Source organism: Robertmurraya sp. FSL W8-0741 (assembly GCF_038004005.1).
GTDB lineage: Bacteria > Bacillota > Bacilli > Bacillales > Cytobacillaceae > Robertmurraya > Robertmurraya siralis.
In genome coordinates this window covers 3483451-3497844 of record NZ_JBBOQG010000001.1, presented here as the reverse complement: position 1 = coordinate 3497844, position 14394 = coordinate 3483451, and the positions used below count along the sequence as shown (strand labels likewise).

Sequence of the window (14394 nt, the reverse complement as noted above, 5' to 3'; positions counted from 1 at the left end):
ATTTGATGACAATTTGTCCATTATTCCAATTTTAACCTTCCTTTCTGAACATTTTCTGAACAATTGTTATTTTAACACTCTTTTATAAAAAGCTTAGTATATTTCTGCTCGTTTTTATCAGGAATTTTGAAAAATAAAATATTGTCGCAAGTGGCCCTTTTGAAGGAACATAAAAATAGGGCAGAAGTGGAAACTTAAGAAAGAAAATTAAAAGGAGAATTTACTAAACTGGTCGATCAAATAATGATCGATTAGTCCTTTTTCATGCCCATCTAAAGATGTTTTTAAGGAAAGAGTTTCCGAGGTTGTAATGAGAGCGCCGGAATTTCCAAAGCCTAATAAAAAAGTGCCGAACATTGTTAGGCTTAACTTGTTCGGCAAAATGCATTATTGATGGAAATGACTTTCTAGTATCTTGCGCTTCTCAAAAAGCTTTTGAAAAGCATAATTTATTAATGAAAGTAAATAGAAAATGATAAAAATCGTTGTTGGTGTGTATTTTTTTAACTTATAGTGTCCTAATTTTTGAAATAAAGGATTCAAAAGATACGCAAAGATAAAATCAATAATTAAATTTAGAAAAGCATATAATGAAAACTTTTTATATGTAAAATGGAACACCCACAAATTGATAGTAAAGAATGGACCTAATATAAAAGCTAGTGCATCAAAGACCATATATTTATAGCCACCTTTAACTCGCCACCAGTTAAAGATGGGATTTAAAAGAGTTTGGATTAAAAGGATGGAGGAACAAAACAATGTCACGGGTAAGAATCTTTTGAAAGATTGTTTTGGAAGAAAAATAAATAAAATGGTCCATAAAACAATGGCATTAAATATTCTAAAAAAATTAACAAGCATAGCTGCCACCTCCAGTTTTTCTTAAATTGTGCTATTTATTTTGTTTATATTCCGAGTTATTCATAAAAAACAAAAAGAGTTCTAAAAGAAAATTCGGTTCACTATTGTTTGATTAATGACTCAATTTAATTAAAGTATTTTGTATTAGTGGTTGCTGTAATGTTTTTAGTGTTAGAGCATAGAATACCGCATTCTTCTTGGCTATTACCGATGACGAGGAGTTTGACGGAAAGAGAGGGAGCGTAAAGGCTTCATGAGAAAAATAGAAAAAGGATAAATAGCTTTTTTACGGCTATCTATCCTTTTTCTATTGGTAAGAATTTAAGTTTTATTCAGTACTTGTGTCAAAAAGAGTCGTTACTCTATCCTTCAACTAAAAGATTATTTTTGGTCTGCCATTTTAACCATTCGATTTTACGAGTTTTTCTTGGAAGAAATTGTCGAATATATTCTTCGTTGTAGCCAACCAGCAGTCTTTTTTCATCCATAATAATCGGGCTTTTTAGTAATCTTGGATGCTTCTGGATGATTTCAAGTAGTTCGAGTAAAGATAATTCATCAAGATCTAAGTTCATATCCTTATAGATTTTTGATCTTGTCGCGATAATTCCTTCAGTTCCGTCTAATGTCATTCGAAGGATGGCTTGCAATTCTCCTATTGTAAGAGGTTCTTTAATAATATTCCGATCAACATAAGAGATTTCATTCTTTTTCATCCACTGTCTTGCTTTCCTTGTTGATTTACATTCTAAGCCATAAATGGTTACTGTCACTGTGCATTCTCCTCATTAAATTTTTTAAAAAATCTTTTTATTGTCGATATATGCCACGTTTTATTAGATCCATGCTGGTTGAAAATGCTTGTATAGCTTCTTCATCTGTTAACCCTTTTAATGTTTTCTCAACGAAATTATGAAAGGCAATAGCAGTTATAATTTTAAAGACATGTACTAGTTCATGATGGTCATTAATATTAAATCGACTTGTATCAATTAATTCGGTTATTTCTTTAAAGATTGTATGATCACGAGTTACATCAAACATATTGGTGAAGGAATTTTCCACTTTATTTGTCGTATATAAGAGAGCGTTCCGTAAAAAATTTCGCTCTTCTTCATTTGGTAAAATAGTGAGGAAGTAATGATACATTTCCTTCATAGCCTCAATCATATCTCCATTATGTCTTCTTAATAATGCTAGAAAATACACCTTCGTCTTTTTTAATTTTTCTTCTAATAAATATGAATAGAGATCTTCTTTATCCTCAAAGTATTGATAGAAGCTCCCTCTTGGAATACCAGCAGTTTTGATAATATTGGCAATAGAAGCTTCAAAAAGAGGGACTCTAGCAAATTCCTTCTCTGCTGCTTCAATCAATGTATGAATTTTTTGTTGTGAAAGGTTAAAAAACGTTTGTTTAGGCAATGTTCTTTCCTCCAACCTCGATCCATATGACATCGTGTCATATTTCCGTTGTTTTAATAATATATGACAGTGTGTCATATGTCAAATGATTTATGACACACTGTCATAATTTCATCATCTCATTGTTGATGAATGGTTGAAAAAAATAGGCCCGCTTCATTGTTATTTCTAATTTGCACAATGGTTACAAGTTCAATCATGCAAAAATCAAAGTGATTTGTTAAGTGGAGTTATCTGAAAAAAAAAGACGAGGTACTAAATGCAAAGAGTATGGATTTTCCTTCATTTAGGGATGGTGTTGACTGCATAACCGATCGTTATACCTCACTGAGCATTAAAGGAGGAAAGCGAGAAAAAGATTGAAATAGCTGGTGGTGTCTTTGAATTTCCTTTAATGAGAGTCTCAAAGGGAATATTGCCAATATGATGTTGGTAAAAATGTATGGGAAAGATGGGGAAAACTGATGGAAAAGGAGCCAAAGAAAGCGCCTTTTCCAATAGAAGAAATGTCCATTTTTTGTTAATTGCAAGACTCATATTCCATTTTCAGGTTGTCAAAGATCGTCTGCACAGGAAGAATGTCTTCAATTTCAGCGACTCTTGCCCCTGCAAATACGAGGCCATTTTCGCAATCTCCGTTCATGGATGTGACTAAAGAATCCATCGTGCAAAAGCGATAGGAACAATTTTTTAGGCAATCAATGCATTTCTTGATTTTCACCTTTTTATCGCCACTTATCAGCTCAGAAAATCGGTTCTTAATTGCTCGTCCTTCCAGCCCTACGGTAGTTTTAACCATGATGATGTCTTCTTTTTTTGCCTGAACATATTTTTCTTTAAAAGTGAGTGGTGCATCGCATTCGTTGCTTGCAACAAATCGAGTCCCCATTTGAACGCCGGATGCTCCCATTTGCACCGCACGAGCGATGTCCTTTCCCGTCATGATGCCCCCAGCAGCAATCACTGGAATTTTTACAGCTTCAACAACTTCCGGTAATATCGCAAATAGCGGTCGCTCAGTTCCTAAATGTCCACCTGCTTCATGACCTTCTACTACGACAGCTGAAGCACCGAGCCGTTCTGACATTTTTGCCAGTCTGGCGGTTGAGACGATAGAGATGACGGGTATGTTTGCTTCTTTACCCCAGCTATACATATCCCTAGAAATTCCAGCTCCAGAGATAATAAAATCCACTTTTTCTTCGAGTGCCACTTTCATTTTTTCTGCAAAATCGTTCATCGCAAATAGAACGTTTACGCCAATATAGCCTTCATTTTTAATGGCTGCTTTTGCCTTCCTTATATGTAGCTTCAATTCCTCGATCGTAATGCCCGTTCCAGAAATAATACCAATTCCTCCAGCGTTTGCAACAGCTGATGCTAAACCACTTAACGAAATGCCTACCCCCATACCACCTTGAAGGATTGGAAATTTAGGAGCCATATGCCCGATTTTTAATTGTGGAAAATTCATAGGAAAACCCCATTTCTCAGGTATTTTTATTTCTCTTTATTATTCAATGGTTATCGCTAATTGAATAGTGACAAATATAATGCCTGGTCTTAAAAGTAGATGATAATTATTGAGATTTCACAAAATGTTCAAATATATTCTTTCCTATTTGGATTGTTGGTAAGATTGCAGGTCCAGCAATGATTAGTTGAAGGCGTTGTTTAAAGCAATGAAGAAAGCTTGGTGGGTGAACGGCATCCTTTTGCTTAAACGGCGATGTAAGGAAGAGAAGCTACATTAAAAAATAATCGACTTCAGGATCTGTTATATTTTATTGCCTTTTAATGATGAAAAATTTGACAAAATCGGTTATTTAGCCAAATTAGCTCTGCTTAGGAAAAAATTGGCGCAGTGATTTTGCGTAACCGCCTAATAAATTAAGAGGGAATGAAAATTCTCCTGACCATAAGCGAAGGACACTGAATATTCGTTTACTATCGTACCATTGCTTTTGAAAAGTGAAATTGGTAAAAAATAACACGATTGTTCAGAAGAGATGATGGTGCATACAATGGCATCAGAGGTGATGAATATGGTTAAATTTTTTATAGATCCTGGACATGGTGGGTCGGATTCAGGTGCTGTCGGTAACGGATTAAGAGAAAAGGATTTGACTTTAGCCATTGCATTAAAAATACGCAATTTACTCCTCAATTATGAAAATACGGAAGTAAGATTAAGTCGGGTTAACGATATATTTGTATCACTATCTGAACGTGCACGATTAGCTAATTCGTGGGGAGCCAATTACTTCTTGTCCATTCATATTAACAGTGGAGGAGGCACAGGCTTTGAGACGTTTATTTATAACAGCCCGAGCAGTGCCACACTATCTTATCAAAATGTGATTCATCCGGCAATCTTAAGTCAACTAGGATTACGCGACAGGGGAAAAAAACGAGCTAATTTTGCGGTTTTAAGAGAAACGAATATGCCGGCAATCTTAACGGAAAATGGATTTATTGATCATGCGGATGATGCAAATAAATTAAAAACAACTGCTTTCTTGAATAAGGTTGCCACGGGGCATGTGGCCGGATTGGTTAAAGCGTTTGCGCTCAAACAAAAGAGCGGGACGCAGCCTGTTTCAACACCAAAACCTGTAACAAGACCATCAGGGATTGTCAGCAAACCAGTCTCCGTTTTTCAGCAGTGGTTAAATGAAAAATATAAAACTAGTTTAGTTGTTGATGGAATCTATGGGGAAAAGACAAAGACCGCAGCTATTAAGGCGCTGCAAACGGAACTTAATAAACAATACAACGCTCGTTTAGTTGTTGATGGAGTTTGGGGTTCAAAAACAAAAGCTGCTATTCGTTCAGTTGGTAAAGGCGCAAGAGGAAACATCGTTTTTATCATTCAAGGGTTGCTCTATTGCTTAGGTTATAGCCCACAAGGATTTGATGGGGTTTTTGGCGATAACACTGGGTTCGCTGTAAAGGCTTTTCAAAAGGATCGGAAGTTATCGCAAGATGGAATTGTTGGAAAGAACACGTTTGAAAAACTGCTCTCATAAAGGTCAGAGACCTCCCTGATTCATGGGAGGTTTTTACTCATTTATTTAGGCTTTATTAGATAATAAAGTAGATAAAACGACTTTTGGTTCATTTTGTGTGAAACCTTAGTTTTACACGTCTTTCAGTTTTGCTGAAAGGTTCTCTCTGATTTTATGAAATCAAAGAGAACATTAGCCAGAAATCAACACCGACATTTAACAAACCCTTGTATTAAGTTAGAAATAACTGCAAACTATCTTTCATAGTGGGATTTAATAAATGGGAAACCGAAAGGGCGCGTTTTTCATGTCTTTTTAGTCCATGAGAATTTTCGTGAGAGCGATTGTCAAAAAGGAGAAATAATATTTTATTGGTTTTATTTATTCTTGATTTTTTGTCACAAATTATGGCTGATTGCACCTAGACAACCCCCTGATAGAATTTTATACTGAATGTAATTTAATAGTTTCCATTGATAGGTATTGGATACATCGTTATCCAATTTAAGAGGGAAGTTCGGTGAAAATCCGTCACGGTACCCGCCACTGTAATTCGAAGCGACCTGCTTTAATGCCACTTTCTTAACGGAGAAGGGAAGGCGCAGGAAGTGTTGAAGATAAGTCAGGAGACCTGCCTAATCAATGAACACAACGAAACCTACGGGATAATAGGGAGGTGTTTGCAAGAATACGGTAGTTTCATATGTTTGCAAGTTTATTGGAAACATATACAAATATATTCTGGGCATTCGAACCTATGGTTTGAATGCCTTTTTTGCATCAGGAAATATACAACCTAATCGCTGAGGGTCTTGCTAGTAATCCGTGTATCTGCGGTCCAAGAGCAGCAAACGATAAGTAAAATTAACATTTTTAGTCGTTTGAATGGCGATCAGCATGAAGGAAAGCTTCGCTGACTAATCTTCGCAGGAATCATTCGAATTGAAATGGTTTTGAAGATGTGTCCTTGCACTTTTGTTCTGCCATTTGAAAAGGAGGATCTATGATGAAGAAACAATCTATTTTTGTGCCAGCAGCAGTCATTTTATTTTTTGTAAGTTATTTTTGGTTCAATTCTTCTCGTCCGGCTTATGCCATGCATATTATGGAAGGTTTCCTTCCGGTGGGGTGGGCTGTTTTTTGGTGGATTGTTACCATTCCGTTTCTCATTTTTGGAATGAGATCAATTCAGAAAATCGTAAAAGAGAATCCTGAAGTGAAAATGATGTTAGGCTTAGCAGGTGCTTTTGCCTTTGTCTTATCTGCTTTAAAAATTCCTTCAGTAACCGGTAGTAGTTCTCATCCAACCGGGGTGGGGTTAGGAACCATCCTTTTCGGCCCATTAGTAATGAGTGTGCTTGGAACGATTGTGCTACTCTTTCAGGCGTTATTGCTTGCACACGGCGGCCTAACGACATTAGGAGCCAATGCCTTTTCAATGGCTGTTGTGGGTCCGCTTATTGCCTTTGCGATCTATAAGCTGGGTACAAAATGGAAATGGTCTTTTTCTATTATCGTCTTTTTGGCAGCAATGTTTGCTGATTTGGGAACCTACGTTATTACCTCTTTGCAGCTAGCTCTAGCTTTTCCGAGTGAGATTGGAGGAATAGCTGCTTCTTTCAGCAAGTTTGCGAGTATTTTTGCTCTTACGCAAATTCCGCTTGCAATTAGTGAAGGATTATTAACTGTCATTGTGATGAACTTGATTAGAAAATATAATACTGATGAATTAAAGCTGTTGAATGTTTTGCATAAGGAGGCTCGATGATGATGAAGAATGCGTTCCTTTTTCTAATTGTCGTTCTGTTAGCGATTATTCCTCTTTATATCGTCAATGATTCTGAGTTTGCGGGAGCCGATGGAGAAGCTGAGGAACAAATCGTTGAGATTGCTCCTGACTATGAGCCATGGTTTGACTCAATTTGGGAGCCGCCTGGCGGGGAAACGGAAAGTTTGCTATTTGCCTTGCAAGCGGTTATCGGTGCATTAATTATTGGCTATATATTCGGCTACTCAAAAGCAAGAAAGAGTTTCTCATATAAGGAGAATGTGAATAAAAAAGATGTTGCCAATTGACCAAATGGCGTATTGCAATGCATTTAGAAATGTTCATCCATTAGAGAAAGGAATCTTTGCTGCTTCCCTTCTCTTCTTCTCTTTATTATTAAAAAACGCTGCTAGTGCCATTTTCATCTTTGTGTTCATGAGTATTGTTATTGTTAAAGGGGCAAAGATTCCACTGTTGTATTATATAAAATTACTGCTATTGCCCTCTTTCTTTTTATGTACAAGCGTTTTATTCATTCTTTTCTCCGTGGCACCAGTGAGCACGGAAATATTAAACATTCTTTTTCAAATAGAGATCGCAAATTGGAGAATTTATATCAGTGTCGACAATGCTGAGCAAGTTTTGGAGCTTTTTTTGTCCGTAATGGCTGGGGTAAGTTGCATGTATTTTTTAATCCTGACCACTCCGATGCAACAAATCATTTGGTTATTGCAGAAAATGCGCCTGCCTTCATTATTTATTGAACTTTTCGTTGTGACGTACCGATTTATTTTCGTTTTGCTTGAAAATATGAATGAAATTCGCATTGCACAAACAAGCAGACTCGGATATTTTCGGATAAAACAGAGCTTTTATTCTTTGGCACAGCTTATCATCAGTATATTTGTTAAATCGCTTAAAACAGCACAAGATGTACAAAAAGCCAGTGATTCCCGAGGAAATAATAGTGGGCAATTTTTACAAGTTGAAATACAACAATCGTTTAACAAAAGAAATTGGCTTACGATTGGTTGCACAGTTTTTCTCACTTATTTTATTTTTTTCCTTGGCAAAAATGTTTAGGAGAGAACTGTCATCTTGGAAAAAGAGGAGAAAAAAGCAATGGTACAGCCATTTTTAGAATTAAAGAATGTTTCCTATCAATATCCTGATGGGACGCTCGCATTAAATAATATATCGCTTCAAATAATAACAGGAAAAAAGATTGCTCTGCTGGGAAATAATGGAGCAGGGAAATCAACATTGCTTCTTCATTTAAATGCTGTACTAGCTCCCACAACGGGACAGCTATATTATAAGGGGAAGGATTTTACTTATAAACGTAAGGAAAAAAATAAACTGCGTGGAGATGTTGGGATTGTCTTTCAAGATCCGGATACGCAGCTTTTTTCGTCAAGTGTTTATGATGATATTCAATACGGTCCTCGGAATATGGGACTTTCAAAAGAGGAGGTAGAATCGCGTGTTCTCGAGGCAATGGAGATGACTGATACCATGTCTTTAAAAGAAAAACCTCCACATTTTTTAAGCGTTGGTCAAAAAAAACGAGTGGCCATTGCCTCTGTTTTATCAATGAAACCAGCTTTAATGATTTTTGATGAACCGACTGCGGGACTAGATCCCTATTACACTAATAGGATCTTAAATATCCTTAATCAACTAGCGACGAAGGAACGCACTATTCTTGTTTCAACACATGATGTTGATTTCGCATATGAATGGGCTGATGAAATATGGCTACTATCGGAAGGGATGCTAATTGCCAGAAATGCTCCGTTCGAAATATTCCAAGACCAAACTTTATTAGCAAAAAGCCACTTGCGACAACCGTGGGTACTTGAAGTATTTGCCAAAATTAAGGAGCCATTAAAGATGTCAACCTGTCCCCGTTCAAAAGAAGAGTTATTGACAATACTTGAGCATTCACTTACCCCAATCGTAGATAGAAGCAAATGAGCTGAGGAAAACAAAAACTATTTGTTTTCCTTTTTTATATCATGGATTCCTCTTTTTCCAAGTAATGAAACGAAACCATATAAATTGAAGAACTACTGCGACAATAACCCCAATCGAGGTATCTCTCATTCGATCGAGGGCATAGCTTTTTGAATGCTCCTCGAACACGAACACAAATAATATCGTGAGTGCAACTTGATGAAGGACTTTCATATCCAGGTTCAACCACTTTGTACAATAAGAACCTAAAAGAAGCAGTAATCCTAAAAACCATCCATTTAATTGGATATGGGTTGCGATCAGTACAGTGAGAAGGATTCCTAAAATGGTTCCAACGGCTCGCCGAAGTGAAAGTTGAACCGTTTGATTGAATGTGGTTTGCTGACAAAGGATAACAGAAAGTGGAGCTAGATAAGGATGTTTAGATCCTAAAAGCTTGGCAATTTCCCACGCTAAAGCAGAGCCAATGGCCATATTCCAAATTATAACGGTGTCGTTTGCTTTTGTGTCTTCGTGTTGTGAGTCTTTCAAATTTGAAATCAACTCCTCATAATTGATTTAATTTAGTATCATTCTTTTTGGGAATATTATGTGAATTACATCTGAAATAGCTTCTTTATATCCTGAAATAAAAAAAATTTACGATATTTCGTATCCTTTTTCATATTTTTTACGTTTTACATAACAAATAGCTTTATTAAGGAGGAGCGACCATGACGCTAAAAGTAAGTGAACAGACGGAGTTATTAAGTGGACAACTTCGGGATATAAAGAAGATTTTCGATGAAATGGTGATTCCTTATAGGCCGGAGCTATGGCGATATTGTTACCATATTACGGGTTCGCCATGGGATGCGGAGGATTTGGTTCAGGATACATTGCTGAAAGCTTTTTCATCATTATCACATTTATGGCAGCCGATAAATCCGAAAGGTTACTTATTTAAGATTGCATCCACTACATGGATCGACCAATGTCGCAAGATGAAACTGAAACTGGAACCGATCGAAACGACTTATGAACTTCCATCATATGAAGACCATTACATTGGAGAGATTGAAGATGCATTTGCCCATTTAGTAACTACGTTGGCACCTCGGCAAAGGGTTGCTCTATTATTAGCAGATGTCTTTAGCTTTAAATTGAAGGAGGTTGCAGAAATAGTAGGTGCCAACGAAGGGACGGTAAAAGCGTTGCTGCATCGTGCTAGAAAAAAATTAAAGGAAGCGAAAGAGAGCAATAAAGAGAGCAAAAATGATGAGATTACTAGCGAACAAAAAGAATTGATTTCGAATTACATGGCTGCTTTTAATAGAAGGGATCCAGAAGGGATTGCGAAATTATTAGAACATAATGTAAGAACGGATATCGTTCATATTGCGCAAGAATTAGGAAAAGAGGTTGTAGTAAAACATTCCCTAACCGATTGGGCCAATGATCCAGTAGATATGAAAGCTGAACTTCATCATTTGTGGGGGCGTCCTACGATTGTTCAAGTCGCATTCGCGAACGGTGATCGTGCTGTTTATAATTTAAATCGCCTTGATTGGGAAAATGGAAAAATAGTCGCAATAAAAGACTATTATTTCTGTCCTGAATTGCTTCGTGCCGCTGCTAATCAGTTGATGATGAAGGTTTTTCCTAGAAAATATACGTTACAATAATTGGGTTGGAGGAAATACGATGAATCACTTGGCAAACATTAAAGTAGTTGTACCATCAATCGCTTCAACCTTAGAATTTTATAAAGATATTTTGCAATTTAATGTGTTATTTTTTGATGATCGCCAAAAGGCAGCAATGGTAGAGTTTGATTCTGGACAGAATCTTTTGCTCGTTGAGGATTCAAGCCTTGATGTAACAAGGTGGTTGGCACCGTCTTATCATCTTGTCAATTCGGGGGAGAGGCTCTATTTCAGAGGCAACAGTAGTCATATTGCGTCGGTCAAATTAAATGAGGTTGAGGTCACAAAGATTGAAAAAGAATGGGGAGACACAATCTTAGAAGTTACTGATCCAAACGGATATATCCTTTCATTTTGGGAAGGAAAAGAACTCAGCTTTTTAGAACTATTGGAATTTTATGAACTTGCTCCCATTCGACTAAAAAAAGCATTGGAGGGGTTAAACGAAAGGGACTTGGATCTAGTAAGGGCTCCGGGAAAATGGAGTATTAGACAAACGGTTTTGCACATGGTTGATTCAGATGCGTCCTCACTGGCTATGGTCAAATTTGCTTTAGCTGAACCTGGAAGAATATTTAATGCTAATGGTTATAATCCGGATACATGGGTGGAAGGCTTAGATTATCAACATCGTACTATTGGGGCAGAGGTAGCACTTTTTATTGCGATTCGAAAACATATTTCCGGCTTGCTTCGCCATCTTCCTAACGCAATGGACAGAACGATACAAATTTCGAGTGGCCCAGTTGTAACAGTAAGGGAGCGAATTCGTCTATTAATGTCTCACGCGCTTGGTCATATTGAACAAATTCTCGAAACAAGAAGAATTCATGGAAAATAGGGAGCGGTCATTTTTTTATAATGAAATATTATTAGTTTCCTGGGTAAGAAGAAGGCTGTCTGATAAGTCCCTAAAATAAAGCAATGGGAGAAAAACAGCTCGTCTTCCTCCCATTACTTTTGTATTATATGGATCATTTCCTGAAAGAAGCTGGCGGATGCCGGCAACTTTCAGTATATTGTGGGCTAATGCCACAATTCCAAACTCGACATGGACTTTATCAGGACCCCGTAGGGAAAACTACGGAACGAGCGATTGCCCTTGATGTGACCGAGCGCACTTCCTACCTCAATTTTACGTTGAGCAGATAACTGCCTTTTTCACACATTACAAGGGCTGTTTTTGCCTTCGATTTCATTTCTTTAACGGATATTTAATTTCGAAAAGAGGATTACCTGTAAAAGATTATTGAAGGAAGTTTTTTAATAATTAACTATGTGAGAATAGTGTTATTCACACAATCTTTATAAAATTTTTGAAAAATGGATTTTAACAATTGAGATTGTATGATATATTAAAACCAATTTAATAGTTTAATTTAAATAAGTGCTCACTTTGTGAGGTAAAAGGGAAACTAGTGAAAATCTAGTACAGCCCCCGCTACTGTAAGAGCTGATGAAATTACATGACCACTGAGAAATCGGGAAGGTGTAAGAGTAAGATGATGCTTAAGTCAGGAAACCTGCTTATTTAAACGACACTTTACTTTTCGGAGGGAGAAGTATAGGCGGAACAGTAGTGTTTCTATTGTTTTTATGTTTTAAGTATAGTATTTCATCTATTGTATCTTAAAATGCCTGTATTCCTATGAAAGGAGTGCAGGCTTTTTTATTTACGCCGAGAGCAAGCAGCCTGTCTCAACTCCTCCCGCCGAAAATCAAGCAAATTGTTGTTGTCTTATGGAAAGAACAGACCCTTTAGCGCTTTTTATGGCGATGAGGACAAAGGATACCCTTTTCCTACATCCTCATCGGAGCAATTTCAACTTTTAATTGTTCCGAAGACGCGCTCCATGCGCATTTGTATTCTTGTAACAGAAAATTTTAAGAATTGACTAGCTCCGGTTTCTGCACGATGTTCCTCAAGTTTTCCACAAGAAAAGGTTGATTAGGGTGCTTACATCGGAAATTTGCGTTCTCACAGCCCATTTGGATGGCTTTTCAGAAAAGGTGCTTGTACTTTTCTTAATTTATTGGAGGTTAGCGAATGAAAGTTGGAAAGATTTATGTAGTAGGATTTGGTCCAGGCTCAGAAGAACATATTACAACAAGGGCAATATATGCTCTGCAGCACAGTGACTATATTATTGGGTATAAGACGTATGTGGATCTTATCGAGCATTTAGTTACGGCGAAATCAATTGTAAGTACAGGGATGACAGAAGAGGTTTCTCGAGCACAAGAAGCAGTAAAGCAAGCTGAAGCTGGACATACAGTATCAGTGATCTCAAGTGGGGATTCTGGTGTTTATGGAATGGCAGGTTTAGTGTATGAAGTATTAATTGAAAAAGGCTGGACGGAGGAAAACGGCATCGGGGTAGAAATTGTTCCAGGTATCTCGGCAATCAATTCGTGTGCAAGCTTACTAGGTGCCCCGGTTATGCATGATGCCTGTACGATTAGTTTAAGTGATCATTTGACGCCGTGGAAGGTGATTGAAAAGCGGATTGAAGCAGCGGCGATGGCTGATTTTGTCATTGCTTTATATAATCCGAAAAGCGGGCGGAGAACGCGGCAAATAGTGGAGGCACAAAGAATTTTGTTGAAGTATCGCTCTCCTGATACACCTGTAGGCTTAGTAAAAAGCGCATATCGTGACAATCAGCGCGTCGTTTTGACGAATTTAGCGGAAATGTTAGAGCATGATATTGGCATGCTAACGACAGTCATCATCGGCAATTCCTCCACTTTCTTTTATGACAACAAGATCATAACACCGCGGGGGTATCAACGGAAATATACATTAGGTGAAGAAAAGCAAAGTTTAAAACCGCATCAACGTCTAAAGAAAGAGGCTGAACCATGGGCGCTAGAGCAAGAAAAGGAAGCAGCAACTAGCACTGAGCGTGAAGCTAAAAAAAAAACGAGTTCGTTAAACATGGCCCTTATGGCCGTAGCGATGGTGACAAAAACGAAGATTGATCATCCATTAATAGTGCAGCAGCCTCTTGAACAAATATTTGAATTTGCCGTCTCTCCAGGGGTTGCGAATAAATTTATTACACCAGAGCAAATGCGTCTATTGGCAGAAATTATTAGCGAGCAAGGTTCGTTAGAATACACGCCAGATCATCGTTTTATCGTCAAGCTTTCAACAGAGGAGCCTGATGTGATTGTTGAAAAACTTAAACAAAATGGATTAATGGTGATGCCGATTGGCGATGTATTAAACGTAAAGGCTTGTGACTTTTGCTATGGTGAAAAAGCGGAGTCTATCCCATACGCAGAGGAAATTGCAGAGCAACTAGGGGGTTTGAAGCTTCCGAAGGAATTACATATCGGCTTTAATGGCTGCGGAATGGCCTGTTATCGTGCTGTCTTTGATGACATCGGGATCGTCTATCGCAAAAAAAAGTTTGACTTATTTATTGGCTCAAAGCCAGTGGGGAGAACGGCTCATGCAGCTCAGCCAGTTGCGGAAGGAATAGAGCCGGAAAACTTATTGCCGCTGCTAACGAGAATAATTAATGAGTATAAAGAAAATGCACATCCGAATGAACGCCTTTTTAAATATTTTAAACGAGTGAAGAGAATTCAAGATTTTATTTATCATGATATGAGTTCGAAAATTGAAGTTGAGCCAGCACCGTGTGGAGATTAGGAGGGT

At 37.5% G+C, this 14394-nt stretch carries 14 protein-coding genes, 1 pseudogene and 2 riboswitches; of the genes and pseudogenes, 9 read left to right on the top strand and 6 right to left on the bottom strand.

Annotated features, from left to right (window positions below):
* Positions 1 to 387: 387 nt before the first annotated feature.
* From NST02_RS16920 to NST02_RS16905, 4 genes are all read right to left on the bottom strand, one after another.
* On the bottom strand, positions 388 to 864 hold the full coding sequence (locus tag NST02_RS16920; RefSeq protein ID WP_095311122.1) for a hypothetical protein: 477 nt from the start codon (positions 862 to 864) through the stop codon (positions 388 to 390).
* A gap of 362 nt (positions 865 to 1226) precedes the next feature.
* Positions 1227 to 1637, bottom strand: a complete 411-nt coding sequence (spx, locus tag NST02_RS16915) for a transcriptional regulator Spx (protein ID WP_095311119.1) — start codon at positions 1635 to 1637, stop codon at positions 1227 to 1229.
* A gap of 37 nt (positions 1638 to 1674) precedes the next feature.
* Positions 1675 to 2289: a TetR/AcrR family transcriptional regulator gene (locus NST02_RS16910; RefSeq protein WP_212934473.1), complete on the bottom strand. Its 615-nt coding sequence runs from the start codon at positions 2287 to 2289 to the stop codon at positions 1675 to 1677.
* 520 nt (positions 2290 to 2809) lie between these two features.
* Positions 2810 to 3763 (bottom strand): NAD(P)H-dependent flavin oxidoreductase, encoded by a 954-nt coding sequence (locus NST02_RS16905; protein ID WP_137742727.1) that lies wholly within the window; start codon positions 3761 to 3763, stop codon positions 2810 to 2812.
* A 571-nt stretch (positions 3764 to 4334) separates the two neighbouring features.
* On the opposite strand from NST02_RS16905, the pseudogene NST02_RS16900 reads away from it, so the two are divergent.
* Both NST02_RS16900 and NST02_RS16895 read left to right on the top strand, forming a co-directional pair.
* Positions 4335 to 4874: pseudogene (locus NST02_RS16900) on the top strand (N-acetylmuramoyl-L-alanine amidase); the annotation flags it as partial.
* A 48-nt stretch (positions 4875 to 4922) separates the two neighbouring features.
* A complete protein-coding gene (locus NST02_RS16895; protein ID WP_280526687.1) occupies positions 4923 to 5318 on the top strand; it encodes a peptidoglycan-binding domain-containing protein in 396 nt (131 codons plus the stop codon).
* A 211-nt stretch (positions 5319 to 5529) separates the two neighbouring features.
* On the opposite strand, the gene NST02_RS16890 is transcribed toward NST02_RS16895, so the two are convergent.
* The gene (locus tag NST02_RS16890; protein WP_095311111.1) at positions 5530 to 5718 is read right to left on the bottom strand and encodes a hypothetical protein; all 189 of its coding nucleotides are present in this window, start codon (positions 5716 to 5718) and stop codon (positions 5530 to 5532) included.
* Positions 5719 to 5758: 40 nt separating this feature from the next.
* Positions 5759 to 5951: riboswitch (cobalamin riboswitch) on the top strand.
* Between the two features lie 352 nt (positions 5952 to 6303).
* Between NST02_RS16890 and NST02_RS16885 the strand changes: the two genes are divergently transcribed.
* From NST02_RS16885 to NST02_RS16870, 4 genes are read left to right on the top strand one after another with little or no spacing between them, the layout of a single operon-like run.
* The gene (locus tag NST02_RS16885) at positions 6304 to 7065 is read left to right on the top strand and encodes an energy-coupling factor ABC transporter permease (protein WP_095311109.1); all 762 of its coding nucleotides are present in this window, start codon (positions 6304 to 6306) and stop codon (positions 7063 to 7065) included.
* Complete coding sequence (locus NST02_RS16880) at positions 7065 to 7373, top strand: energy-coupling factor ABC transporter substrate-binding protein (RefSeq protein WP_095311106.1); 309 nt, start codon at positions 7065 to 7067, stop codon at positions 7371 to 7373. The genes NST02_RS16885 and NST02_RS16880 overlap by 1 nt, the downstream gene beginning before the upstream one ends.
* Positions 7360 to 8148: a cobalt ECF transporter T component CbiQ gene (cbiQ, locus tag NST02_RS16875; protein ID WP_137742729.1), complete on the top strand. Its 789-nt coding sequence runs from the start codon at positions 7360 to 7362 to the stop codon at positions 8146 to 8148. Before NST02_RS16880 ends, cbiQ begins: the two co-directional genes overlap by 14 nt.
* Before the next feature lie 39 nt (positions 8149 to 8187).
* Complete coding sequence (locus tag NST02_RS16870) at positions 8188 to 9042, top strand: energy-coupling factor ABC transporter ATP-binding protein (RefSeq protein WP_212934469.1); 855 nt, start codon at positions 8188 to 8190, stop codon at positions 9040 to 9042.
* A 39-nt stretch (positions 9043 to 9081) separates the two neighbouring features.
* Here NST02_RS16870 and NST02_RS16865 read toward each other — a convergent pair whose 3' ends face one another.
* A complete protein-coding gene (locus tag NST02_RS16865) occupies positions 9082 to 9573 on the bottom strand; it encodes an FUSC family protein (protein ID WP_340949307.1) in 492 nt (163 codons plus the stop codon).
* Positions 9574 to 9755: 182 nt separating this feature from the next.
* Here NST02_RS16865 and NST02_RS16860 point away from each other — a divergent pair, with 182 nt between their 5' ends.
* From NST02_RS16860 to cobJ, 3 genes are all read left to right on the top strand, one after another.
* Positions 9756 to 10706, top strand: coding sequence for an RNA polymerase sigma factor (locus NST02_RS16860; RefSeq protein WP_137742730.1), 951 nt, complete (start codon positions 9756 to 9758; stop codon positions 10704 to 10706).
* Between the two features lie 19 nt (positions 10707 to 10725).
* Positions 10726 to 11568: a DinB family protein gene (locus NST02_RS16855; RefSeq protein ID WP_095311099.1), complete on the top strand. Its 843-nt coding sequence runs from the start codon at positions 10726 to 10728 to the stop codon at positions 11566 to 11568.
* A gap of 527 nt (positions 11569 to 12095) precedes the next feature.
* Positions 12096 to 12272: riboswitch (cobalamin riboswitch) on the top strand.
* A gap of 502 nt (positions 12273 to 12774) precedes the next feature.
* Positions 12775 to 14388 (top strand): precorrin-3B C(17)-methyltransferase, encoded by a 1614-nt coding sequence (gene cobJ, locus NST02_RS16850; RefSeq protein WP_212933362.1) that lies wholly within the window; start codon positions 12775 to 12777, stop codon positions 14386 to 14388.
* Positions 14389 to 14394 lie beyond the last annotated feature (6 nt).

Coding starts and splice junctions, on each gene's coding strand:
- NST02_RS16920 (WP_095311122.1), bottom strand. CDS start 864: ATGCTTGTTAATTTTTTTAGAATATTTAATGCCATTGTTTTATGGACC.
- NST02_RS16905 (WP_137742727.1), bottom strand. CDS start 3,763: ATGAATTTTCCACAATTAAAAATCGGGCATATGGCTCCTAAATTTCCA.
- NST02_RS16885 (WP_095311109.1), top strand. CDS start 6,304: ATGAAGAAACAATCTATTTTTGTGCCAGCAGCAGTCATTTTATTTTTT.
- NST02_RS16880 (WP_095311106.1), top strand. CDS start 7,065: ATGATGAAGAATGCGTTCCTTTTTCTAATTGTCGTTCTGTTAGCGATT.
- cbiQ (WP_137742729.1), top strand. CDS start 7,360: ATGTTGCCAATTGACCAAATGGCGTATTGCAATGCATTTAGAAATGTT.
- NST02_RS16870 (WP_212934469.1), top strand. CDS start 8,188: ATGGTACAGCCATTTTTAGAATTAAAGAATGTTTCCTATCAATATCCT.
- NST02_RS16860 (WP_137742730.1), top strand. CDS start 9,756: ATGACGCTAAAAGTAAGTGAACAGACGGAGTTATTAAGTGGACAACTT.
- NST02_RS16855 (WP_095311099.1), top strand. CDS start 10,726: ATGAATCACTTGGCAAACATTAAAGTAGTTGTACCATCAATCGCTTCA.
- cobJ (WP_212933362.1), top strand. CDS start 12,775: ATGAAAGTTGGAAAGATTTATGTAGTAGGATTTGGTCCAGGCTCAGAA.